Annotated in this window: 19 protein-coding genes and 2 pseudogenes; 10 read left to right on the top strand and 11 right to left on the bottom strand. The window is 69.5% G+C overall.

The features are described 5' to 3' along the window. Positions 1 to 104: 104 nt before the first annotated feature. A complete protein-coding gene (locus AB0L64_RS25290) occupies positions 105 to 1,118 on the bottom strand; it encodes an aldo/keto reductase (protein WP_363713801.1) in 1,014 nt (337 codons plus the stop codon). Positions 1,119 to 1,237: 119 nt separating this feature from the next. On the opposite strand from AB0L64_RS25290, the gene AB0L64_RS25285 reads away from it, so the two are divergent. After that, positions 1,238 to 2,071, top strand: coding sequence for a helix-turn-helix transcriptional regulator (locus AB0L64_RS25285; protein WP_363713799.1), 834 nt, complete (start codon positions 1,238 to 1,240; stop codon positions 2,069 to 2,071). Here AB0L64_RS25285 and AB0L64_RS25280 read toward each other — a convergent pair. Further along, a complete protein-coding gene (locus AB0L64_RS25280) occupies positions 2,068 to 2,637 on the bottom strand; it encodes a helix-turn-helix domain-containing protein (protein ID WP_363713797.1) in 570 nt (189 codons plus the stop codon). The two genes, AB0L64_RS25285 and AB0L64_RS25280, sit on opposite strands and share 4 nt — an antisense overlap. Before the next feature lie 77 nt (positions 2,638 to 2,714). Between AB0L64_RS25280 and AB0L64_RS25275 the strand changes: the two genes are divergently transcribed. Beyond that, positions 2,715 to 3,587 (top strand): aldo/keto reductase, encoded by an 873-nt coding sequence (locus AB0L64_RS25275; RefSeq protein ID WP_363713795.1) that lies wholly within the window; start codon positions 2,715 to 2,717, stop codon positions 3,585 to 3,587. Positions 3,588 to 3,610: 23 nt separating this feature from the next. Here AB0L64_RS25275 and AB0L64_RS25270 read toward each other — a convergent pair whose 3' ends face one another. Together AB0L64_RS25270 and glnA are read right to left on the bottom strand one after the other, a co-directional pair. Continuing rightward, the gene (locus tag AB0L64_RS25270; RefSeq protein ID WP_363713793.1) at positions 3,611 to 4,447 is read right to left on the bottom strand and encodes a class II glutamine amidotransferase; all 837 of its coding nucleotides are present in this window, start codon (positions 4,445 to 4,447) and stop codon (positions 3,611 to 3,613) included. A 162-nt stretch (positions 4,448 to 4,609) separates the two neighbouring features. Then, entirely contained in the window at positions 4,610 to 6,034 is a 1,425-nt protein-coding gene (gene glnA, locus AB0L64_RS25265; RefSeq protein ID WP_363713791.1) for a type I glutamate--ammonia ligase, read from the bottom strand. Between the two features lie 189 nt (positions 6,035 to 6,223). Here glnA and AB0L64_RS25260 point away from each other — a divergent pair, with 189 nt between their 5' ends. Then, entirely contained in the window at positions 6,224 to 6,685 is a 462-nt protein-coding gene (locus tag AB0L64_RS25260; protein ID WP_363713789.1) for an RDD family protein, read from the top strand. On the opposite strand, the gene AB0L64_RS25255 is transcribed toward AB0L64_RS25260, so the two are convergent. From AB0L64_RS25255 to lipA, 3 genes are all read right to left on the bottom strand, one after another. Further along, complete coding sequence (locus AB0L64_RS25255; protein WP_363713787.1) at positions 6,682 to 7,971, bottom strand: cyclopropane-fatty-acyl-phospholipid synthase family protein; 1,290 nt, start codon at positions 7,969 to 7,971, stop codon at positions 6,682 to 6,684. The two genes, AB0L64_RS25260 and AB0L64_RS25255, sit on opposite strands and share 4 nt — an antisense overlap. 112 nt (positions 7,972 to 8,083) lie before the next feature. Further along, a complete protein-coding gene (locus tag AB0L64_RS25250) occupies positions 8,084 to 8,779 on the bottom strand; it encodes a DUF4191 domain-containing protein (protein WP_355688567.1) in 696 nt (231 codons plus the stop codon). Between the two features lie 11 nt (positions 8,780 to 8,790). Further along, positions 8,791 to 9,729 (bottom strand): lipoyl synthase, encoded by a 939-nt coding sequence (gene lipA, locus AB0L64_RS25245; RefSeq protein WP_355688566.1) that lies wholly within the window; start codon positions 9,727 to 9,729, stop codon positions 8,791 to 8,793. 55 nt (positions 9,730 to 9,784) lie between these two features. On the opposite strand from lipA, the gene AB0L64_RS25240 reads away from it, so the two are divergent. The 5 genes from AB0L64_RS25240 to AB0L64_RS25220 all read left to right on the top strand — a co-directional run bounded on the left by AB0L64_RS25240 (position 9,785) and on the right by AB0L64_RS25220 (position 14,957). Beyond that, positions 9,785 to 11,053, top strand: a complete 1,269-nt coding sequence (locus tag AB0L64_RS25240) for a sensor histidine kinase (RefSeq protein WP_363713784.1) — start codon at positions 9,785 to 9,787, stop codon at positions 11,051 to 11,053. Between the two features lie 4 nt (positions 11,054 to 11,057). Then, positions 11,058 to 11,717, top strand: coding sequence for a response regulator transcription factor (locus AB0L64_RS25235; RefSeq protein ID WP_359932883.1), 660 nt, complete (start codon positions 11,058 to 11,060; stop codon positions 11,715 to 11,717). Positions 11,718 to 11,840: 123 nt separating this feature from the next. Beyond that, positions 11,841 to 12,722, top strand: a complete 882-nt coding sequence (locus tag AB0L64_RS25230) for an ATP-binding cassette domain-containing protein (protein ID WP_363713781.1) — start codon at positions 11,841 to 11,843, stop codon at positions 12,720 to 12,722. Further along, complete coding sequence (locus tag AB0L64_RS25225; RefSeq protein ID WP_363713779.1) at positions 12,719 to 13,885, top strand: ABC transporter permease; 1,167 nt, start codon at positions 12,719 to 12,721, stop codon at positions 13,883 to 13,885. The genes AB0L64_RS25230 and AB0L64_RS25225 overlap by 4 nt, the downstream gene beginning before the upstream one ends. 109 nt (positions 13,886 to 13,994) lie before the next feature. Next, entirely contained in the window at positions 13,995 to 14,957 is a 963-nt protein-coding gene (locus AB0L64_RS25220) for a LysR family transcriptional regulator (RefSeq protein ID WP_363713777.1), read from the top strand. 24 nt (positions 14,958 to 14,981) lie between these two features. Here AB0L64_RS25220 and AB0L64_RS25215 read toward each other — a convergent pair whose 3' ends face one another. Continuing rightward, positions 14,982 to 16,160, bottom strand: a complete 1,179-nt coding sequence (locus AB0L64_RS25215) for a hypothetical protein (protein WP_363713775.1) — start codon at positions 16,158 to 16,160, stop codon at positions 14,982 to 14,984. Between the two features lie 514 nt (positions 16,161 to 16,674). On the opposite strand from AB0L64_RS25215, the gene AB0L64_RS25210 reads away from it, so the two are divergent. Next, entirely contained in the window at positions 16,675 to 18,054 is a 1,380-nt protein-coding gene (locus tag AB0L64_RS25210; RefSeq protein WP_363713773.1) for a sulfatase-like hydrolase/transferase, read from the top strand. Here AB0L64_RS25210 and lipB read toward each other — a convergent pair. After that, positions 18,036 to 18,752: a lipoyl(octanoyl) transferase LipB gene (gene lipB, locus AB0L64_RS25205; protein ID WP_363713771.1), complete on the bottom strand. Its 717-nt coding sequence runs from the start codon at positions 18,750 to 18,752 to the stop codon at positions 18,036 to 18,038. The two genes, AB0L64_RS25210 and lipB, sit on opposite strands and share 19 nt — an antisense overlap. Positions 18,753 to 18,846: 94 nt before the next feature. Between lipB and AB0L64_RS25200 the strand changes: the two are divergent. After that, positions 18,847 to 19,260: pseudogene (locus AB0L64_RS25200) on the top strand (protein kinase); the annotation flags it as partial. Positions 19,261 to 21,518: 2,258 nt separating this feature from the next. Here AB0L64_RS25200 and AB0L64_RS25195 read toward each other — a convergent pair. Together AB0L64_RS25195 and AB0L64_RS25190 are read right to left on the bottom strand one after the other, a co-directional pair. Further along, entirely contained in the window at positions 21,519 to 21,854 is a 336-nt protein-coding gene (locus AB0L64_RS25195; RefSeq protein WP_363713769.1) for a hypothetical protein, read from the bottom strand. Between the two features lie 213 nt (positions 21,855 to 22,067). Continuing rightward, a pseudogene (locus AB0L64_RS25190) lies at positions 22,068 to 22,398 on the bottom strand (hypothetical protein); the annotation flags it as partial.

The raw sequence follows: 22,398 nt of genomic DNA, 5'->3' as shown, positions 1-22,398 counted from the left end.
CAGTGGTCCCACCACCGAGGATCCGCGATCGCGACCGGACCAACCAGGTCCCGCTGTCCCTGGGAGTGCCAGGACCAGGGACTGCCGGGAACCGCCGCCGGCCGCTAGGCCGCCGGCCGGTCGCCGAGGTTCCGGCGGCGCAGGCCCGCGTCGAGGATCGCGGGAGTGTTGTAGTCCATGTCGAGGCGGCCGACGTCGGTGCCCGGCGGGACGATCTTGTCGATCTGGTCGAGCACGTCGTCGCCGAGGACGACGTCGGCTCCGGCCAGCGCGTCGTCGAGGTGCTCCATCGTCCGCGGCCCGATGATCGCGGACGTGACCGCCGGATGCGCGATCGCGAACGCCATCGCCAGATGCGTGAGTTCGAGCCCGGCGGCGTCGGCGACCGGGACCAGCTGCTCGACGGCGTCGAGGCGGCGCTGGTCGGACATGTGCCGGAACATCGCCGTCCGCCGCAGGTCCGACGGCGCGCGTCCGGTCAGCTGCCCACCCGCGAGCGGGCTCCAGACCAGAGCGCCCATCCCGTACTTCTGAACGATCGGGAGCACCTCGCGCTCGATCCCGCGGTTCAGGATCGAGTACGGCGGCTGCTCGGTCCGGAACCGTTCGAGACCGCGCCGTTCGGCCACCCACTGCGCCTCGACGATCTCGCTCGCGGGCATGGTCGACGTACCGATCGCGCGGACCTTTCCGCTGCGGATCAGGTCGGTCAGCGCGGACAGCGTCTCCTCGACGTCGGTTTCCGGATCGGGCCGGTGCATCTGGAACAGGTCGATGTAGTCGGTCCGCAACCGGCGCAGCGAATCCTCGACGGCGGTCATGATCCAACGCCGCGAGTTGCCGCGCTGATTGGGGTCGTCACCCATCGGCAGGTGCGACTTGGTGGCCAGGACGACGTGCTGACGGCGGCCCTTGAGCGCCTCGCCGACGATCTCCTCGGACTCGCCGTGGGAGTACATGTCGGCGGTGTCGACGAAGTTGATCCCGGCGTCGAGCGCCTTGTGGACGATCCGGACCGACTCGTCGCGGTCGTCGTTGCCGACGGCACCGAACATCATGGCGCCGAGGGCGTACGGGCTGACCTTGATTCCGGTCCGGCCGAGCGTGCGGTAACGCATGGTTGATCCTCCTTGGTTACCTCCACCTTGCTGCCGCCGACGCGCGCGGAGAAGGCACACCTCATCCACGGACAAGCCGTCCCTGGATACGGTTTTGCGCGTCGCGCATCATGGAACGCGTGACCGATCGTGACGGCCTGGCCGATTTCCTCCGCCGGCGCCGGGAGCTGCTGCACCCGGGCGACGTGGGCCTCCCGGACGGCGCTCGCCGCCGTACGCCGGGGCTGCGCCGCGAAGAGGTCGCGCAGCTGGCCGGTATGTCCACCGACTACTACTCGCGCCTCGAGCAGTCCCGCGGCGCGAACCCGTCGGAGCCGATCATCGCCGGCCTCGCCCGCGCCCTGCGCTGCGACCTGGACGAACGCGACCACCTGTACCACCTGGCCGGATTCACGCCGCCGCTGCGCCGCGCCGGGCGGCACATCAGCCCCGGCCTGATCGGCCTCGTCGAACGTCTCACCGACATCCCGGTCCTCATCGTGACCGACCTCGACGAGGTGCTCTGGCAGAACGCCCTCGCCGATTCCGTCATCGGCCGCTACCCGGGCACCGGTTTCGCCCGGAACCTGACCTGGCTCTGGTTCACCGACCCGGCCATCCGGCAGATCTTCCCCGCTGAGGACTGGGACGCGCACTCGGCCGCACACGTCGCCGATCTGCGCGGCACCTACTCACGCCGGATGGGAGACGCCGACGTCACCGAGCTGGTCGACGCGCTCGCCGAGCGGAGCGCGGAGTTCCGCGCGCTGTGGGAGCTGCACGAGGTCGCCGTCCGCCGGTTGCCCCGCAAGCGCTTCCTGCACCCGGAGATCGGTGAACTGGACCTGACCTGCGAGACCCTCCTGACACCCGCGGCCGACCTGAGAGTGCGAGCGTTCCTGCCGCTCGAAGGCACCGACGCCCGCGAAAAACTGGACCTCCTCCGCGTCATCGGCACCCAGTCCTTCGCCTAGCGCGGCCGGAGACCGTCGACAAGCAGCCTGAGAAGGCGCTCCGCCTGCTCCCGTTGCTGATCAGGCGCCGCGGCGAACACGGCGCCGGCCATCGCCGTGACGACATCCGCGGGCGGCACGTCCGACCGGAGCGTGCCCGCGGCCGCGCCGGCCTCCAGGAACGGTACGACGGCTTCGGTGAGCCGTGCCCGGGTGTCCGCCTGTGTGACCGCGCCCGACGCGACCACAGCACGTAGGCCGTCGCCCATCGCCCGCTTGGAATCGACGAAGTCGAGGTAGCGGTGCATCCAGACGAGCAACGCCTCGTCTGCCGGTCCGGCAGCCGCCAGCCCGGGCGCGGTCTCGCACAGGCGAGTGAGCTCCTGGTGATAGACCGCAGCGAGCAGAGCCTCGCGGGTCGGGAAGTGCCGGTACAGCGTCGCCACCCCCACCCGAGCCCGCGCCGCAACGCTGTCCAGCGACAGCCGCACCGGCGCGCCGCTGCGCGCGGCGACAGCAAGCTCGGCGAGCTCGTCGACGGCCGCCGTCACCACCTGCTCGCGCTTGCGCGCAGCATCTGCCCGCATAAGTGGAGAAACCTCCAGTTAGTGCTATCGTCGGTAATCGGAGAAAACTCCACTTACTCTACCTGGGGATACCGCTGATGACATCCCACCGACCGGGCGGCAGCGTCGCGCTCGGGCAGCACGAGATCAGCCGCATCGGGTACGGCGCGATGCAGCTCGAGCACGTCGACAGCGCCGCCGCGGGCGTGGTCCTGCGCCGCGCGATGGAGCTAGGCATCAACCACCTGGACACCGCGTCGTTCTACGGGCACACGACGGTCAACGCGCACATCCGGACCGCCCTGAGCCCGTACCCGAACGACCTCGTCATCGTGAGCAAGGTCGGCGCGCGACGGGTGGACGCGCCGGTCCCGCTGGCCCTGGCGCAACATCCCGCCGACCTGCGCCGACAGGTCCACCTCGACCTCGAATCGCTCGGTCTGGACCAGGTGCCGGTGGTCAACCTCCGCCGGGCCGACCAGGGCCCGGGCCTCATCGCGGAGGGCGATCAGATCGTCCCGCTCGACGACCAGCTCGCCGAGTTGATTGCCCTCCGCCACGAAGGGCTCATCGGCGCGATCGGCCTCAGCAATGTCAGCACCGAGCAGCTCGAACAGGCCCTCCCGGCCGGCATCGTCTGCGTCCAGAACGCCTACAGCGTGCTCGACCGCTCGTCCGAGGACCAGCTGAAGCTGTGCGCGGCGAACGGCATCGCCTGGATCCCGTACTTCCCGCTGGGCTCCGCCTTCGACCAGATCCCGTCACCGGCCGAGCATCCCGTCGTCCAGCGCATCGCCGCCCGCCTCGGCGCGACCCCCGCGGCGGTCTGCCTCGCCTGGATCCTCGCGCACGACGAACACACTGCCTTGATCCCCGGCACTCGCAGAGTCGCCCACCTCGAGGACAACCTGCGCGCCGCCGACGTCCACGTCGACACCGCCGCACTCATCGAACTCGACACCTTGTCCTGAACGCGAAGCGGCCCACCCGGACCTCACTCGGCAAGGAACGGTTCGTGATGGTAGCCCGACTGGTCGAGGATCGCGACGGTCGACTCGGGGACCTCGACGAACGCGCCGGGAAGGTCGTTGAGCGGCTCCGACACCACGACGTGGGCGTGCCGGCCGAAGGAGCGCAGGCGCTCCTCGGTGGGGTACATCTGCTGCAGGGTCTCGATGTCAACGGAGTGGAACAGGCTGCGAGTCCGATGCTGCGAGGAGTAGCGGAACGCCCAGATGCTCTTTCCGTCCGACACGGCGAAAGTGCCCTGAACAGGAAAGGTGACTCCATGATCGTGCCCGACCGACTCCACCATCTGCACCGCCTTCGCCATGGCGCTCACCGGCTCCTGCTGCAGCCCGAGGGTCAAGGCCAGATGGAAGAGCACTTCGGAGTCGGTCGTCCCCTTGATGTGGGGATACAGCGACGGATCCACTGCGAAGGTGAGGTCACGCTTGACCGAACCGAAACCGGCCAGCACGCCGTTGTGCATGAAGAGCCAGTTCGCGTACCGGAAGGGATGGCAGTTCGTCTGCTGGATCGGCGGGCCGGCCGCGGCGCGCACGTGACTGAAGAACAGTGACGACTCGACCGCCCGGGTCAACTCCCTGAGGTTCTGGTCGTTCCACGCGGGCTCGATGCTGTGGAAGATCCCTGGCTCCGCACCCGGCTCCGGATCGCTCGGGTACCACCCGAACCCGAACCCGTCACCGTTCACCGTCTCCGCGCCCAACGGCGAGTCGAGCGACTGTGCGACCAGCGAATGTTGCGAGTCCAGGACCAGCCTGGACGGTCTGAGGGGTTCTCCCAAGTAGGCAAGCCATCGACACATGTCCCGAACCCCCTCATCAGTTGTCCGCCGGGACCCTCCACGATACGAAGCCGGATCGCTGCCGCCCCAGAGTCCAAGGACCCACACGCGAACGAAGAACGACCCCTGAAACACGAAGAAGCCCACCCGGACGGACCGGGTGGGCTTCTCGGGAGCTACGACTCAGACGTCGTAGTACAGCTCGAACTCGTGCGGGTGCGGGCGGAGCTGGATCGGGGCGATTTCCTGCTCGCGCTTGAGGTCGATCCAGGTCTCGATCAGGTCCTCGGTGAAGACGTCGCCCTCGAGCAGGAAGGCGTGGTCGGCCTCGAGGGCGTCGATCACGGCCGGCAGCGAGGTCGGCACCTGGGCGATGCCCGCGTGCTCCTCCGGCGGCAGCTCGTACAGGTCCTTGTCGACCGGGTCGGCCGGCTCGATCTTGTTGCGGATGCCGTCCAGGCCGGCCAGCAGCTGGGCCGCGAAGGCCAGGTACGGGTTCGCCGACGGGTCGGGGCAGCGGAACTCGATCCGCTTCGCCTTCGGGTTCGACCCGGTGATCGGGATCCGGATGCAGGCCGAGCGGTTCCGCGACGAGTAGACCAGGTTGACCGGCGCCTCGAAGCCCGGCACCAGGCGGTGGTAGGAGTTCACCGTCGGGTTGGTGAAGGCCAGCAGCGACGGGGCGTGCTTGAGCAGACCGCCGATGTACCAGCGGGCGGTGTCGGACAGGCCGCCGTACCCGGACTCGTCGTAGAACAGCGGGTCGCCGTTGCTCCACAGCGACTGGTGGCAGTGCATGCCGGAGCCGTTGTCACCGAAGATCGGCTTCGGCATGAAGGTCGCGGTCTTGCCGGCCTCCCACGCCTTGTTCTTGACGATGTACTTGAACTTCATCACGTCGTCGGCGGCCTTGAGCAGCTCGTCGAAGCGGAAGTTGATCTCCGCCTGGCCCGCCGTGCCGACCTCGTGGTGGGCGCGCTCGACGATCAGGCCGGACCGCTCCAGCGCCAGCGTGATGTCGTCGCGCAGCTCGCCGAAGTGGTCGGTCGGCGCGACCGGGAAGTAGCCACCCTTGTAGCGGACCTTGTAGCCGCGGTTGCCGCCGTCCTCGACCCGGCCGGTGTTCCAGGCGCCGGCGACGGAGTCGATCGAGTAGTGCGCGCCGTTCGACTTGGTCTCGAACCGGACGTCGTCGAAGACGTAGAACTCGGCCTCCGGCGCGAAGAACGCGGTGTCCGCGATCCCGGTCGACTTCAGGTACTCCTGCGCCTTGCGGGCGATGTTGCGCGGGTCGCGGCTGTACGCCTCGCCGGTCAGCGGGTCGTGCACGAAGAAGTTGATCACCAGCGTCTTCGCGGTGCGGAACTCGTCGATGTACGCGCTGGTCGGGTCCGGCAGCAGCTTCATGTCGGACTCGTGGATCTGCTGGAAACCGCGGACCGACGAACCGTCGAACGCCAGGCCGTCCTCGAAGACCTCGGGCCCGAAGGACGACACCGGGACGGTGAAGTGCTGCATGATGCCCGGCAGGTCGCAGAACCGGACGTCGACGATCTCGACGCCCTCGTTCTTGACGTAGGCGAGGAGCTCCTCAGCGCTGGAAAACATACGTACTCCTAGGGTGGCTCAGAGATTGCATCTGAACGTAGGGCCCGCCGGTTTCTCCGTCGTGACCCTGATGTTTCGCGGATGTTACGCCCAGCGTGTCCGCGCTGACCCACTGGTGTACGGCGGTTACGCCGTGAGATATCGCGGCCCGCGTGGGACCTCTCACGACGTGTCCGTAGGCTAGACATCATGGCATCATCCCCGGCGGCCGCAACCGGGCCCACCGAAGAATTCCGTTACCCGGGCAATCGGCTGGGTCTGCCCGAGGACGGCCCGGCCTCGGCGGCGACCTGGGGCCGCCGGGTGCTCGCGCTGCTCGTCGACTGGCTGATCGCGGCCCTGATCACGTCCGTGATCACCGCCCGCCCGATCTGGGACGGCGGCCCGAACTACGGCTCGATCAACACGGCGGTCTTCTTCGGGACGACCGCGATCCTGACCGGGCTGCTCGGCTGCACGATCGGCCACCGGATCTGCGGGCTGCAGGTGCGCCCGGTCCGCGCCGGCAAGACGTTCGTCGCCCCGCCCGGACTGCTGGCCGGGATCGTCCGGTCGCTGCTGATCTGCCTGGTCATCCCGGCGGTGGTCTTCGACCGCGACCGGCGTGGCCTGCACGACCTCGCCGCGAAGACGATCGTCGTACGCCGCTAGCGCCGCGTCAGCAGCAGCTGGACGTCGTCCAGGTAGCCGGTCCGGAACCCGGCCTCGGAGTAGGCGAGGTAGAACTCCCACATCCGCCGGAACGTGTCGTCGAAGCCGAGCGCCGCGATCGCCGGCCAGCGCTCGATGAACCGGTTCCGCCAGATCCGCAGGGTGCGCGCGTAGTCGGCGCCGAGATGCCGGATCACCTCGGCGCGCAGGCCGGTGTGCTGGGCGGTGACGTCCTCGATCACCTTGATCGACGGGATCAGCCCGCCGGGGAAGATGTACTTCTGCACCCAGGTGAAGGTGTTCCGGGTGGCGAGCATCCGCTCGTGCGGCATCACGATCGCCTGTACGACGCCGACGCCGCCGGGCGCGAGCCGGCGCTCGATCGCGTCGAAGTAGACCGGCCAGTACTTCTCGCCGACCGCCTCGATCATCTCCACGCTCAGCACGGCGTCGAACTCGCCGATCTGGTCGCGGTAGTCGCGCAGCGCGACCTGCACCCGGTCTCCGACGCCCGCGTCCGCGATCCGGCGCTGCGCCAGCAACGCCTGCTGGGAGGCGATCGTGATCGCCGTCACCCAGGCGCCGCGCTGGGCGGCGCGGATCGCCAGGCTCGCCCAGCCGCACCCGATGTCGAGCACCCGCGACCCGGACCGCACCCCGGCGGCGTCGAGGATCGCGTCGAGCTTGCGCAGTTGCGCGTCGGTGAGTTCGTCGTACGACGCGGTGGCCAGGTCGGCTGTCGCGTCGGGGAAGTACGCCGCCGAATACGTCAGCGTCGGATCCAGGAACTCCGAGAACATCGCGTTGCTGAGGTCGTAGTGCCGGCTGATGTTCTCGCGGGCGCCGGCGCGGTCGTTGTCCTGCTCGCCTGGCTGGGACTTCGTGACCAGCCAGCGCAGCGACTGCGCCCACTTCGGCAGCAGGTGCCGGGTCTCCTCGTTGCTGAACCGCTCGGCGAACGGGACGAGCAGATCGGCCAGGTCGGTGCCCGGCTCCGGGTCCCAGTCGCCGGCCAGGTACGCCTCGCCGAAACCGGATCCGGCGTCCTGCCCGAGCCGGTCCAGGAACGCCGCCGTCCGGTGCACGCGCATCGACGGGCCGCCGAGACCGTACGAACGGTTGCTGTCCAGGTGGATCGTGGCCGGCAGGTCCTTGGCGATCATCCGGATCGCCGTCGCCGCGCCGTACCGACGGACCGGATTGGAGCGCGGCCGGGCCAGCGTCGGCCAGGTCTCGGCCACCGGCTCGTGCGCGGCACGCTGCGCACGCGGCATCAGATCCGTCATCTCAGCTGTTCCCCTGTAATCCGTCCTGGTCGCACCCTAAGGGCAACCAGCCTCCCCACGGCGCATCTCTGAACAGATCAACTGCCGAGCATGCAGCTTGGTTACCTTGTGGTCACCGTCCGCGCATCGCCTGGCGGGCGCCCTTCAGGCTGGTCGGGACCGGGCCCTTGGGCATCGGCACCTGCGGCCGGACCGCGTCCAGCGCCTTCAGCCGCTGCAGCAGGTCGGTGATCTCGGAAGGCTGCAGGACCGCCGGCAGCTTCATGACGTACTTGGTCAGCTTGCGGATGTCGATCTCGCCCTCGCCCTGACCGGCGACGATCTGCGTGACCGGGGCGCCGCCGGCCACCCGGTTGTGCTTCTTGGCCTCGGCCGCGAGCAGGTTCTTCACCCGGCTCGGCTGACCCTCGCCGACCAGGATGATGCCCGGCCGGCCGACCACCCGGTGGACGATGTCGGAGTTCTTGGTGACCGCGACGGCCGGGGCCACGTTCCAGCCGCGGCGCAGCGTCTGCAGCGCGGACGCGGCCGCACCGGCCTGGCCCTCGATCTGGCTGTACGCCGCCTTCTCGACCTTGCGGCCGAAGACGATGGTCGCGGCGAGGAAGCCCAGCGCGACGCCGAGCGGGATCCACACCAGCAGCGGGCCGACCAGGAACCCGCCGAGCACGGCGAGCCCGACGATGCCGAGGAAGATCCCGGCCAGCACCAGGCCGACCAGCGGCTCGGACTTCTTGGTCAGCTGGTACGCCGACCGGATCTGCTTCAGCCGGCTGGTCTTCTCTTCGGGCGCGTCGTTCTTGGCCATCTCTACCTGCTCTACCTGTCCTGGTTGTTCATACGTGACTCAACGGCCTGACGGTACAGCCGCCCGGCACGGTACGAGGACCGTACCAGCGGACCGGACATGACCCCGGCGAAACCGATCTCCTGCGCCTCGGCGTCCAGCTCCACGAACTCCTCGGGCCGCACCCAGCGCTCCACCGGGTGGTGCCGCACCGAGGGCCGCAGGTACTGCGTGATCGTGATGATCTCGCAGCCGGCCGCGTGCAGGTCCTTCAGCGCCTGGCTGACCTCGTCGCGGGTCTCGCCCATGCCGAGGATCAGGTTCGACTTGGTGACCAGCCCGTAGTCGCGGGCCTGGGTGATGACGTCCAGCGACCGCTCGTAGCGGAACCCGGGGCGGATCCGGCGGAAGATCCGCGGCACCGTCTCGACGTTGTGCGCGAACACCTCCGGCCGGGACGAGAACACCTCGGCGAGCTGCTCGGGGACGGCGTTGAAGTCCGGCGCGAGCATCTCGACGCCGGTGCCCGGGTTCAGCTCGTGGATCTGGCGGATCGTCTCGGCGTACAGCCAGGCGCCGCCGTCGTCCAGGTCGTCGCGGGCGACGCCGGTCACGGTCGCGTACCGCAGGCCCATGGTGCGCACGGACTCGGCCACGCGGCGCGGCTCGTCGCGGTCCAGCGCCTCCGGCTTGCCGGTGTCGATCTGGCAGAAGTCACAGCGCCGGGTGCACTGGTCGCCGCCGATCAGGAAGGTCGCCTCGCGGTCCTCCCAGCACTCGAAGATGTTCGGGCAGCCGGCTTCCTGGCACACCGTGTGCAGCTGCTCGGACTTCACGAGCTTCTGCAGTGCCTGGTACTCCGGGCCCATCTTGGCGCGGGTCTTGATCCACTCGGGTTTGCGCTCGATCGGGGTCTCCGCGTTGCGCACCTCGAGCCTGAGCAGTTTCCGTCCTTCTGGGGCGATGGTCACGCCCTCCAGGGTACGCGTCCCGGATCGGGCGCGTTCCACCCGTAGGCTGATGAGAATGTGGACACGTCCGGTGCCGACCGCGCGCGAGCAGCGGTACGACGTACTCCTGGGGCTCGGGATGGCGCTGGCGGGTCTGCTCGGCACCGAACTCGCCCGCGGCGCGGCGCCGCAGCACGTGGACCTCGGCATCGGCGGGGTGGAGCCGTACGTGCTGAGCGCGGCCGCCGCGTTGCCGCTGTGCTTCCGCCGCCGCTGGCCGATCCCGGTGCTGCTGCTGGTCGCGGTGCTGTTCGTGGTGAACGGCGAGCGCGCGGTGTTCGCGTTCGCGGGCAACCTGGTCACTCAGGCGACGATGTTCATGGCGATCTACGCCGCCGTCGCCTGGGCGCGGGACCGGCGGCTGATGAAGGCCGCGATCACGGTCGTGTTCGTCGGCATGTTCGGCTGGCTGGCGGTGAACTTCGTCTCGGCGCTGCGGAACAACGCGATCGACGGGCCGAACCACGCCCTGTTCTCGCCGTACGTCTCCAGCGTGATCCTGACGGTCGCGCTGAACGTCCTCTACTTCTTCGGGGCGTACTTCTGGGGCCGGACCGCGTGGGCGACCGCCCGGCAGCGGTTCGAGCTCGAGCAGCAGGCGACCGAGCTGGCCGCGCAGCAGGAGGCGAACTCGCGGCGCGCGGTGATCGACGAGCGGCTGCGGATCTCGCGTGAGCTGCACGACGTCGTCGCGCACCACATCAGCAGTATCGGCATCCAGGCCGGCGGCGCCCGGCGGGTGATGGACATCGACCCGGACGCGGCGAAGAACGCCCTGAACGTGATCGAGGAGTCCAGCCGGAGCGCGGTGAACGAGATGCGCCAGCTGCTCGGCATGCTCCGCTCGGCGGACCCGGACGTCGACGTCGGTACGCCGGACCCCAAGGAACCACAGGCCGGCGCGGACCGGCTGCCGGCGCTGATCGCGGAGGCGAACGGCCTCGGCCTGGAGGTGGGGTTCCACCAGATCGGCGCGCCGGCCGAACTGCCCAAGACCGTCTCGGTGTCGGTCTACCGGATCGCCCAGGAAGCGCTCTCGAACGTCCGCAAGCACTCGACGGCGCGCAGTGCCCATCTCACGCTGCGTTACCTCGGCGACGCGGTCGAGCTCGAGGTGATCGACGACGGCCGCCCGAAGCACGCGCCGGTCGGCAGCCGGCTCGGCCACGTCGGGATCCGGGAGCGGGTCGGGCTGCTCGGCGGCGAGAGCGAGATCGGCCCTCGTCCCGTGGGAGGATTCCGCGTCCGGGTCCGGATCCCGTTGATTGGAGTCACAGTTGAGTGAGGCGATGCGGGTACTCCTGGTCGACGACCAGGACCTGGTGCGCGCCGGTTTCCGGATGATCCTGTCGGTCGAGCCGGACGTCGAGGTGGTCGGCGAGGCCTCCGACGGCGAGAAGGCGATCGAGCTGGCGCTGGCGCTGCGGCCCGACGTCGTCCTGATGGACGTCCAGATGCCCGGGATGGACGGGATCACCGCGACCCAGCGGATCGTCGCCGAGGACGCCGGGAAGGTCGTGATCCTCACCACGTTCGACCGCGACGACTACCTGTTCGAGTCGCTGGGCGCCGGAGCGAGTGGTTTCCTGCTGAAGAACACCGCGCCGGAGGACCTGGTCGAGGCGATCCAGGTCGTGCACTCCGGCCACGCGCTGCTGGCGCCGGAGGTGACCCGGCGGGTGATCAAGCGGTTCACCGGCGGGGGAGAGCGGGTGTACCGGCCGGACCTGCTGGCGGAGCTGACCGAGCGGGAGCGCGAGGTGCTCGGGCTGATCGCCCGCGGCCTGACCAACACCGAGATCGCCGCCCAGCTGTACGTCGGCGAGGCGACGGTCAAGACCCACGTGTCCCGCGTCCTGCTGAAACTCGGCCTGCGCGACCGCGTCCAGGCCGTCGTGTTCGCCTACGAGTGCGGCCTGGTCACCCCTGGCGACGATCCGACCGGATAATTCGTCCGTCGTACGGATGACTCGATTCGTCACCCTCACGGGCGACGTGCCGACGTACCTCGGCTGACTAGCTTGGGAGCGTCGGGCGAGCGCCCGGCGGAACCTCAACGGGAACGGTGACACATGCTCAGGGTGGAAGGGCTCACCCGGCGGTTCGGTGATCATCTGGCGCTGGACGACGTGACCTTCGACGTCGTACCGGGACGGATGACCGGGTTCGTCGGGGCCAACGGGGCCGGGAAGACGACGACGATGCGGATCATCCTCGGCGTCCTGGCCGCGACGGCCGGCCAGGTGCGGTGGCAGGGCGAACCGCTGACCCAGGAGGTACGCCGGGACTTCGGGTACATGCCCGAGGAACGCGGTCTGTACCCGAAGATGAAGATCCGCGACCAGTTGGTGTTCTTCGGCCGGCTGCACGGGCTTTCCGCGGAGCGCGCCTTGGAGCGGACCGAGAAGCTGCTCGAGCGGCTCGGACTCGCCGAGCGCGCGAATGATGTGCTCGAGACGTTGTCGCTAGGCAACCAGCAGCGGGTGCAGATCGCGGCCGCGCTGGTGCACGAGCCGATCGCGCTGGTGCTCGACGAGCCGTTCAGCGGCCTGGACCCGCTCGCCGTCGACGCGATGGTCGACCTGCTCCGCGAGGAGGTCACGCCGGACGTGCCGGTGCTGTTCTCCAGCCACCAGCTGGACCTGGTCGAGCGGCTGTGCGACGACCTCGTCGTGCTGTCCCGCGGCAAGGTCGTCGCGGCGGGGGCCGTTGCCGAGCTGGCGGCCGGCCCCACGACGACGTACCGCCTGATGGTCGACGGCGACGCCGGGTGGCTGCGGGACATGCCGGGGATCCAGGTGCGCGACGTGGCCGGCGGTACGGCGCTGTTCGACGTACTCGACGGTGCTGTCGAGCAGCGGATTCTGCACGAGGCGCTCAGCCGTGGACCGGTCCGTGAGTTCGGGCCGGAGCGGGTGGCGCTCAGCGACGTCTTCCGGGAGGCGACCCGATGAACTCGTTGGACAGGCCCTGGGTGCTGATCGCCGAGCGCGAGATCACCACGAAACTGCGGGACAAGACGTTCATCGGCTCGACCCTGGTGATGCTGCTGATCGTGATCGCGGCGGTGCTGATTCCCGCTGTGCTCGCGGGCAAGGGCGGCCCCGACAAGATTGCGGTCATCGACGATTCGGGCGTCAGGGTGGTCCAGCAGGCCTCGGCCACCGCGGGTGGCGACGGCTTCGAGGCAACGCGCGTCGCCGACCGCCCGGCCGGCGAGAAGGCCGTCACCGACGGCGACGTGAAGGCCGCGCTGCTGCCGGGCACCGACGGGTACGTCGTCCTCGGCAAGGACCGCGTCGACTCGAGTCTGGAAGGCGCGCTGCGCGAAGCGGCCGCGGCGGTCGGGACCGAGGCGAACGCCGCCAAGGCCGGCCTGAGCCCGGCGGAACTGCACGCCGGCACGAAGGTCTCGCTGGAGCTGCTGACCCCCGGCCCGCTGCCTGACGTGGTGTCGGACTTCGTGAACATCGGGCTGGCGCTGGTGTTCTACATGACCGCGCTCGGCTTCGGGATGATGATCGCGCAGAGCGTCGTCCAGGAGAAAGAGAGCCGCGTCGTCGAGATCCTCGCCGCCGCGGTGCCGATCCGGTCGCTGCTGTGGGGCAAGGTGCTCGGCAACACCGTGCTCGCGCTGTCCCAGATCGTGCTGATCGCGGGCGTCTCGCTGATCGGGCTGCTGGCCACCGACCAGGCCGACATCCTCGAAGTGGTCGCACCGGTCGCCGGGTGGTTCGTCGTGTTCTTCGTGCTCGGGTTCGTCGCGCTGGCCGGGCTGTGGGCAGTCGCCGGTTCGCTGGCGACGCGGCAGGAGGACCTCGGGTCGACCACGCTGCCGGGGCAGATGATTCTGATGATCCCGTTCTTCTTCTCCGTGTTCGCGGGATCGTCGGCCAAGACGGTCGCCTCGTTCGTGCCGATCGCTTCGTCGATGTCGATGCCCGGCCGGATGCTCACCGAGGACGTCCCGCTCTGGCAGCCGCTGGTCGCGATCGCGCTGCTGCTCGCCACTACTGTGCTGATCGTCCGGATGGGCGCCCGGCTGTACGAACGCACCCTGCTGCAGACCGGGCGCCGCCTCGGCTACCGCGAGGCGCTGGCGCTGAAAACTTCGTAGCTAATCGTCACGGCCGGGTCCGGCGTTACAGGTCTGGGCCTGGCTGTGACGAAACCGCAATGTTGGGCAGCTGTGTGCTGTGCGTAGACCTCGACTACGGTCTCAACGCATGAACGTCGAGCTGCGCCACCTGCGGGTGGTTGTCCTGGTGGCCGAAGCGGGGTCCGTCGGACGGGCCGCCCGCTGGCTCAAGGTCAGCCAGCCGAGCCTGACCGCGCAGCTGAAGCGGATCGAGGCGGCGTTCGGCGGTGAGCTGTTCGAACGCTCACGCACCGGCGTCACGCCCACCCCGCTCGGCCGGTACGCCGTGGATCGGGCCCGCGCCATCCTGGTCGACGTCGACCACCTGTCGGCGACGGTGTCCGCGATGACCGCGGTCGAGTCGTCGGCTGTCCGGCTCGGCGGATTCCCGACCGCGCCGATGTCCGGGATCGCGTCCCGGCTCCGCTCGCACGGCGAGATCGAGCAGGTGAGCATCGAGGTCGAGTGGTCGACCAGCGTGCTGCTGCAGCAGCTGGAGAGCGGCCGGCTGGACTTCGCGTTGCTGCGCGAGTTCCCGGGCTTCGAGCTGCGGCTGCCGGCCGGCGTCGAGGCCACTACGGTCGTCGAGTCCGAGTCGGCGTACGTCGCGCTCTCGGCCGACCATCCGGTCGCATGCCGGACGCGCGGCGAGATCGAGCTGGCGGCGCTCAGTGACGAGGAGTGGATCGGGGAGCCGCCGGACGACAGCGGGTTCCACGTACTGTTCCGCGCGGCGTGCGAGGCGGCCGGATTCCAGCCGCGCGTGGAACATCACTCCGTCGACACGTCGGTGCTGATGGGCTTCGTGACCAGTGGACAAGGCGTGGCGCTGATCTCGCCCACGTCGTACCGAATGCTCTCGCCCGAAGTCACCACCCGCACCCTCGCCGGCGACCCGATCCACCGCAAACTGATCCTCGCCTGGAGCACCGACTCCCCGCGAGCTCAGATGGCCGGCGACGTCCTCCACATGGCAACCGCCGCCTACGACGAAGCCATCACCGAACACGCCCGCCGAGACCAGCACCAACAACGCATGCACGTCGCCTGAGCTCAGCCGGTGCTTCGCCTGGTTTCAGGCGGGTCGTACTGCGGGGTTCTCGAACGCGAGGTGGAACTCCCCGGTGTCCTCCGGGTCCTCCATCCGCTCCCGATACTGAGCACCCATCTGCTCCTTGGGAGCCACAGCCCGCTCCGCCTTCTCCTGCACCGGACGGTCTCCGTCCGGCTGAGCCTGATCAGCCACCGGCGCCTCGGGCGTGGCCTGTGCTTCCGGCTCGGGTTCTGCAGGCTGGGGATCGGCCGGCTGCGCCGGATGGTCCGGCGCGGCTGCCTCGGGCGGTTCCATCGGCTGGGTCTCATCGACCGAAGGCGCTGCCGCCGGCTCGGCTGCCGTCGGCTTGGCTTCTGCAGGCTTGGCTTCCGGAGGCTGGGCCTCGGCCGGCTGTGTCGGGTGGGCCGGGGCGGCTGCGTGGGGAGTGGTGCTCACCGGCTGGGTTTCGTCGAGCGGAGGAGCTGCGGGCTCGTCCGCCTCGACGGGCTCGGCGGCCGGGGCTTGGGCGACTACCGTCTCGTCGGCGGCGTAGTTGCTGTCGGCATCTGCGTCCGGGAACTGCCGGGTGTGCTCAGCCTCCTCGGCCACGCCGACAGGGAACTGGCGCGTCTGCTCGTCGGCCTGGTTGCGCGGCTGGACCGGCTCGGGCTCGTCGAACAGGTCGTCGTACCGCGTGTGGCTCTCGTACGCCGCCGGCGCCTGATAGGTGCCCCCGGCAACCGGATACACCGCGGCGACGTCCGCCTCCTGCTGCGCCTGCGCGGCTTCCTGCTCGCGCTGCAGCCGCTCGGCGTCGGCCCGCTCCCGGCGCCGCCGCCGGACACCCTGGACGATCAGCTGGATCGCGTACACCAGCGAGATCACCCCGAGGATCGGCACCACGCCGTTCAGCGTGTACTGCTTCGAACCCTCGATCATCCCGTTCGTGACGCCGGGGACGTCGTTCAGGAAGTTCGTGGTCCGGTTCGGGATCCACAGCCAGCAGTAGACCAAGGTGCCGAAGGCGACGAACGCCCCCAGCGCGCCGGCGCCGGAGAAGTACGACACCACGGCCCAGAAGATCAGCGCGCCGATGCCGTAGGCGAGCGCCATCTCCTTCGCGTTCAGCTCGATACCGCCCGGCGCCGCGAGCACCCCGAACACCGCCGGACCGGCCAGAGCGACAGCTACCCCGAGCAAAAACCCAAGAAATTTGGCCACGAGCCCAAGGTAGCCACGTTCGGCCCCCACGCCGTGCAGACACTTCGGCGCCGCCCGGATCGTCACACCGGACACATCTGCCCTACCCGACCCGGCAATCGCTTGCCTAGGCTTGGGACGGATGCCGCCGTGGAGTTCCTGCGAGACCCGGGCGAGGATCTGTTCCTGTCGGCTACATGCACCCGCACTTCCCGTTGGTCGCACCACCGGAGTTCCGCGCGCTGTACGACCCCGCCGACGTCGAGCTACCCGCAACAGCAGACGACGAGCACCCGGTGATCTCGCTGCCACTGCTCCTGCGCCACCCGTCGCTCCGACCGCACCGCACGAACGCTCACGTCAGCCTGGTCGGCGTCCGACGTCGACGAGGATCCGCTGGAGCTCCACGACCTGTCCGGTGAGACGGCTCTGGTGCAGCGACTGGATGCTGAGCTGAGATTGCTGCTGGATCCACATGCGACCGATGCCCGTGCGAAGGCTGACCAGGCCGCGCGTCTCTCGAGAGGATGAGCTGTTGCCCGCTCCGAACATTCTGCTGATCGTTTCCGACGACCACGGGTACGCCGATCGCAGCGGCCTCGGTGTGCACCCGGACGTCCGTACTCCAGCGCTGGACCGACTGGCCGCGGAGGGAGTGACCTGCACCGACGCGTACGTGACGGCGCCGATCTGCAGCCCGTCGCGGGCGTCGATCATCTCCGGGCGGTACCAGCAGCGGTGGGGCGGCCAATGGTTCGACTCGGCCGAGTTCCCGCCGGCCGGCGTACCGACGCTGGCGGAGATCCTGCGTGACCAGGGGTACCGGACCGGCTACTTCGGCAAGGTGCACTACGGGAAGGAAGACGTGGGGGACAGGGCGTGTCCGCCGCACCACGGCTTCGAGGAGACGCTGTACGGGCTGGCGGGGCAGTCGTTCGGCCGGCTCAACTACCTGCATCACTCCGAGGACGCGGTCGCGTCGTACGGACAGCCCGCCGCGCACCACATGGCCGTGCAGCCGCTGCTGTCCGGTGACGAGCCGGTCGAGCACGAGGGCTTCCTGACGGCCGAGTTCGGTCGGCGCGCGTCGGAGTTCATGAGCGCTGAGGACGAGCGGCCGTACTTCTGCATGGTCGCGTTCAACGCCGTACACAACTTCTGCTGGCAGCTCCCGGACTCCGAACTGGAGGCGCGCGGCCTGCCGGCGTTCCGCGACTGGTCGCCGGACACCGACCGCCCGTTCATGGAGTGGTACGACGACGTGATCGTGCCGAACTTGCCGCACGGGCGCGAGTACTACCTGGCCCAGCTGGAGCTGATGGACGCCGAGATCGGCCGGCTACTCGACACGGCCGGCGACGACACGATCGTCGTGTACGTGACTGACAACGGCGGATCGACCTGCAACTTCGGCGACAACGCTCCGCTGCGTGGCACGAAGTACACGCTCTGGGACGGTGGCATCCGCATCCCCATGCTGTGGCGCTGGCCCGGCCAACTGCCGGCCGGACGCCGTACCGACGCACTCGTCAGCACGATGGACCTGGTCCCGACACTGGCCGCAGCGGCCAGTGCGACAGTTGAGGGCACGGACGGCCTCGACATCCTGCCCGTGCTGGCAGGATCCGCCTCCGTGGCGCACGAGAACCTGCACTGGGACTGTGGCTTCCAGTGGGCGGTCCGGTCGGGGGACTGGAAGCTCAGCTGGGTCGCGGACGACCCCAACACCAGGCACCTGCGTGACTACGAACATGCGCCCATGGGGGAGGGCTGGTTCCTGGCCAACCTGGCCGACGACATCGGCGAGCAGACCAACCAGCTGTCAGCTCAGCCGGAGGTCGTGGCCCAACTGCGCTCTCTGCACGCCGACTGGCGCGCGGAGGTCGGTCTGGAGCCTCAGACGGTCAGCCCGTAGGTGATCGCGGTCGGCGGCTCCTCGTGATGGTCGATGTCCGGGCTGCGCTCGTACTCGTTCCAGGCGAGGAGCTCGTCGAGGTGCCGGCGGACCGGCTCGAGAACCTCGGCGATCGTGACCTCGCGTCGCAGCTCCTTGGACAGGGTGGTCACGTCGGCGTCCGAGATGCCGCACGGGACGATCCGGTCGAACCACGCCAGGTCGTTGTTGCAGTTCAGCGCGAAGCCGTGCATGGTCACACCCTGCGCGACCCGGATGCCGATCGCGGCGATCTTCCGCTCCCGGCCGCGGTCGTCGGCCGCCACCCAGACCCCGCTGCGGCCCTTGACCCGGCCGGTCTTCACGCCGAGCTCGGCGCAGACGGCGATCAGAGCCTCCTCGAGCCGCCGGACGTAGTCGACGACGTACACATGTGAGGCGAGCTTCACGATCGGGTACCCGACCAGTTGGCCCGGTCCGTGCCAGGTGATCTTGCCGCCACGGTCGACGTCCACCACCGGCGTACCGTCCATCGGCCGCTCGTGCGGCTCGGTGCGCTTGCCGGCGGTATAGACAGGCGGGTGCTCGAGCAGGATCACCGTGTCCGAGCCGGTGCCCTCGGCAACCTCCCCGTGCAGTCGTCGCTGCTCGGCCCACGCGGACTCGTAGTCCACCGCGTCGGCACCGAAACCGGCTTCCACGTACCTGATAGCCCTCACGCCTTCGAGTGTAGGTGCCGCCTGATCAGGGCCTGCGCCCTGGGCTGTGGATAACTTCGACGGGCGGGGTCGCGATCGGTGCATCCTCTTGGGCATGGACCTCGCAGACCTCACCGGTTACAGCCTGCGCCGGCAGCTCGGGTCCGGACCGTCGGGCACCGTCTGGCAGGTCCGGGACCGCGCCACCGGCCGCAACGCCGTGCTCAAACACATCCCGCTCAGCGCGTGCCCCGACCCGCGGCGGCTCCGCGAGGACCTCAGCATGCTCGCCCGGATCCGGCATCCGCACATCGCCCGCCTGCTCGAGCACCGCGAGACCGACACCGGCTGGATCCTGATCACCCAACACCTCGCCGCCGGCACCCTGGCCGCGCTCCTCACCCGCCGCGGCCCCCTCACGTACGGCGAGCTGGTCACCCTCCTCGCCCCGCTCACCGACGCCCTGGCTCACCTCCACACCTCTGGCCTGACCCACGGCGCGATCCACCCTCACAACGTCCTGTTCGACGCCGACGGCCGCCCGGTCTTCACCGACGCCACCCTCCACCGAGACCCCACCACCACCGATCTGCAAGCCCTCGCCACCCTCACCCGCCACGCTGCCGCCGACCCCACCCCCTTCCCAGCCGCGTTCTTCACGAACCCACCCATCCAAACGCTGTCCCATCACGTCCTTGCCCTGACCCAAGCTCTCCCCATAGACCTGGCCCCACCCGACCCCCTCTCCGCACCGCCACACACAAACCTCCCCGCCGGCTGGTCTCCCGCCACGACAACGACCAGCCCCAGCGCGACCGAGCTCTCTGGAGATCAGCCGACCCACGACTCCCGGCGCCTCGGCAATCAACCTGCAGCGTCAGACGGGTCCGCAGACGACGACAATCCACCCTCTGCCTCCCGCGCACCGCTCGCTCCACCGCCGCCCAACTCACCTCCAGCACCACCACCCCAACCAAGCCACCCCCAACCCGCCCCACCATCCACCAAAGCCCCCACGAAACGCACCCGCCGCGGCCCCACCCTCGGCCGACCACACGCATCAGCCCGCCTACCCCCAACACTCAGCCGCCTCGAACCACCCGCGCCCACCCCACTCGAACCTCCGGCGCCAAGCCGGTTCCAAACCCCTGCGCGAGGCGAACCCGAAACCCCTGTGCCAGGCGAGACCGAAGCCCATGCGACAGGCCAGCGCCAACCCCCTGCGACAAGCCAGCGCCAACCGACCCGATCCGAACCGCCCACGTCCAGCCGGTTCGTGCCACCCGCCAACGAGCTCGGACCCTCTGCGCCGAGCGGACCCGACCCCTCTGCGCTGAGCCGACTTGAATTGCCCGCGCCCAACCCACTTGAACCTGCGGCGCCGAGTGGGGGCCAAGCCCCTGCGCCAGGCGAGCCCGAAGTGTCTGCGCCAAGCCAGCGCCAACCCTCTGCCCCGACCCGATCCGAACCGCCGACGTCCAGCCGGTCCGAATCACCCGCCAACGAGCTCGGACCCTCTGCGCCGAGCGGACCCGAGTCCTCTGCGCTGAGCCGACTTGAGTCGCCCGCGCCCAACCCACTTGAACCTCCGGCGCCGAGTGGGGGCCAAGCCCCTGCGCCAGGCGAGCCCGAAGTGTCTGCGACAAGCCAGCGCCAACCGCCTGCCCCGAGCCGATTCGAACCACCTGCGTCCAGCCGGTTCGAAGCGTCCGCCAGCGAGCTCAGTGCCCCTGCGCTGAGCCGCCTCGAACCCTCCCCGCTGAGCCGACTCGATTCACCCGCGCCGAGCCGACTCGGATCGCCCGCGCCGAGCCGACTCGAAGCATCCGCGCCGAGCCGACTCGGATCGCCTGCGCCGAGCCGACTGGTGCGTCCGACGCTGAGCCCGCTCTCGCCTCCCGCGCTCCGCCGACCACCGGGCCCTGTGCCCGGCGGACGCTCACGCCCCTGGTTCCCCACCCTTCCACGCACCGAGTTGGGCCGTCGCTCGCGTGCCGGGGCCCGCCGCCATTCACCGCCTGTTCTTAGTCGACGTTCAAGCCCCGCGCTCTGGGCTCTCTCGCGACTAGGGAGCCGCAGCCTCTCGCGCCTCGGGCTCCGCAGCTTCTCGCGCCTTGGGTTCCGCAGCACTTCGCGCGTTGGGTTCCGCAGCACTTCGCGTGTTGGCCTCCGCAGCCGCTTACGCCCCGAGGCACGCGGCCCCTCGCGCTCCACGTCCCTTGGTCTCTCAGGAGCCGGGGCCCGCCGAACCGAGCGACTCCCACTGCGTCGATTCCCGCAAGTCTCGCTCCGTCTGCGGTTGCACCCGGCGTACGGAGTCCTCGCCGCGGTCGCCCTCGGCGCGGTCGTCGTACTCGCCGTCGGAATCGCCACACTCCGCACGATCGACGCACCACCAGCTGCTCAACCAAGCCGCACGCATTCGCAGCCCACGTCGCACCAAACGGCTGGGTCCCCGACGGCATCGCCGACTCACCGATCCGAACCAACCGCGACCTCGACCACCCCCACACGACCGACCGCGAAGTCTCCGCCGACTGCGCATCCACCGACCGCGCCGCCGACCGCACCAGCAACCGAACCTCCGGTGCGGTCGACAGTTGGCGTGCCGGCGGCTTCTGCGCGTCCTGAGGCATCGCCGGGTACGACACGGACCACAGCTGCTTCACCACCAGAATCTGCGGCATCGCCAGCAGAGGTAGCCGCCTGGAGGCGAACGCTGGAAGCACTCGACGCCGAACGTGCCAAGGCGTTCTGGACTCTCGATCTCGATGCCCTCGATCGGATCTACGTTCCAGGTAGTCCGCCCTGGCTCAGGGACCGCGCACTTCTCGCTGAGTACCGCGAACGGAACATTCGCGTCGAAGGCCTTCGGATCACGATCGACAGCACTGCGATCACCCGTCGCACTTCAACGACCATCACCCTCAAAGTCACCGACCGCTTGACGGCCGGCCAGGCGATCGATGCTGGCGGCACCGAGACCACGCTGCCAAGCGGCATCCCGACGACGAGGCTGATCACGATGACCCGCACAACCGGCAGGCCAGCAAGACCCAGCCGGGCACCCTCACGCAGCTCTGAGCGCGAACCGAAGGCCGGTTGGCGCATCAGCGCGATCATCCAGCCCTGACCGCCGAAGGTTCATCGGATGCCGGTGGTGGGTCACCGGCAGGCCGGCCGCACGCTTGGCCTCGCACAAAGCGGGTCGCGTTCGGCCCCGTGCGCGGGCCGAGGTCGGGTCAGGTCGAGGTGCGGCCGGGCTTGGGCTTCGAGTGGGGTTTGGGTCTGGAGCCGGGGCCAGGCGGGGCCGTACGCACCGAGTCGCGCTAGCGCTCAGACTCGGTCTCGGGGTGGGCACACCGCCGGGCTCGGGGTCGCGCTCGGTGTCGGCCTCGGTGTCGAGCTTGCGGTCGAGCTGGGGTCGGGCTCAGTGTCGGGCCCGGTGTCGAGCTGGCGGTCGAGCTTGGGTCGGGCTCGGGTCGCGCTCGGTCTCGGCGCGGGCCGGGGGTCGGGCTTGGAGTCGGGCTCAGAGTCGAGCTTGGGGTCGGGCCCGGTGTCGAGCTTGGGGTCGAGCTTGGGGTCGGGCCCGGTGTCGAGCTTGGGGTCGAGCTTGGGGTCGGGCCCGGTGTCGAGCTTGGGGTCGAGCTTGGGGTCGGGCCCGGAC

It is taken from the genome of Kribbella sp. NPDC051936 (assembly GCF_040680955.1).
Lineage (GTDB): Bacteria > Actinomycetota > Actinomycetes > Propionibacteriales > Kribbellaceae > Kribbella.
The sequence above is the reverse complement of the archived record's forward strand: the minus strand, read 5'-3'. Positions and strand labels throughout refer to the sequence as shown.

Excerpts from the sequence above, each read along its gene's own strand:
- AB0L64_RS25230 (WP_363713781.1), top strand. The coding sequence starts at position 11,841 with ATGCTCAGGGTGGAAGGGCTCACCCGGCGGTTCGGTGATCATCTGGCG.
- AB0L64_RS25250 (WP_355688567.1), bottom strand. The coding sequence starts at position 8,779 with ATGGCCAAGAACGACGCGCCCGAAGAGAAGACCAGCCGGCTGAAGCAG.
- AB0L64_RS25195 (WP_363713769.1), bottom strand. The coding sequence starts at position 21,854 with ATGATCGCGCTGATGCGCCAACCGGCCTTCGGTTCGCGCTCAGAGCTG.
- AB0L64_RS25290 (WP_363713801.1), bottom strand. The coding sequence starts at position 1,118 with ATGCGTTACCGCACGCTCGGCCGGACCGGAATCAAGGTCAGCCCGTAC.
- AB0L64_RS25270 (WP_363713793.1), bottom strand. The coding sequence starts at position 4,447 with ATGTGTCGATGGCTTGCCTACTTGGGAGAACCCCTCAGACCGTCCAGG.
- AB0L64_RS25235 (WP_359932883.1), top strand. The coding sequence starts at position 11,058 with ATGCGGGTACTCCTGGTCGACGACCAGGACCTGGTGCGCGCCGGTTTC.
- AB0L64_RS25275 (WP_363713795.1), top strand. The coding sequence starts at position 2,715 with ATGACATCCCACCGACCGGGCGGCAGCGTCGCGCTCGGGCAGCACGAG.
- glnA (WP_363713791.1), bottom strand. The coding sequence starts at position 6,034 with ATGTTTTCCAGCGCTGAGGAGCTCCTCGCCTACGTCAAGAACGAGGGC.
- AB0L64_RS25260 (WP_363713789.1), top strand. The coding sequence starts at position 6,224 with ATGGCATCATCCCCGGCGGCCGCAACCGGGCCCACCGAAGAATTCCGT.
- AB0L64_RS25255 (WP_363713787.1), bottom strand. The coding sequence starts at position 7,971 with ATGACGGATCTGATGCCGCGTGCGCAGCGTGCCGCGCACGAGCCGGTG.
- AB0L64_RS25220 (WP_363713777.1), top strand. The coding sequence starts at position 13,995 with ATGAACGTCGAGCTGCGCCACCTGCGGGTGGTTGTCCTGGTGGCCGAA.
- AB0L64_RS25225 (WP_363713779.1), top strand. The coding sequence starts at position 12,719 with ATGAACTCGTTGGACAGGCCCTGGGTGCTGATCGCCGAGCGCGAGATC.
- AB0L64_RS25240 (WP_363713784.1), top strand. The coding sequence starts at position 9,785 with ATGTGGACACGTCCGGTGCCGACCGCGCGCGAGCAGCGGTACGACGTA.
- AB0L64_RS25280 (WP_363713797.1), bottom strand. The coding sequence starts at position 2,637 with ATGCGGGCAGATGCTGCGCGCAAGCGCGAGCAGGTGGTGACGGCGGCC.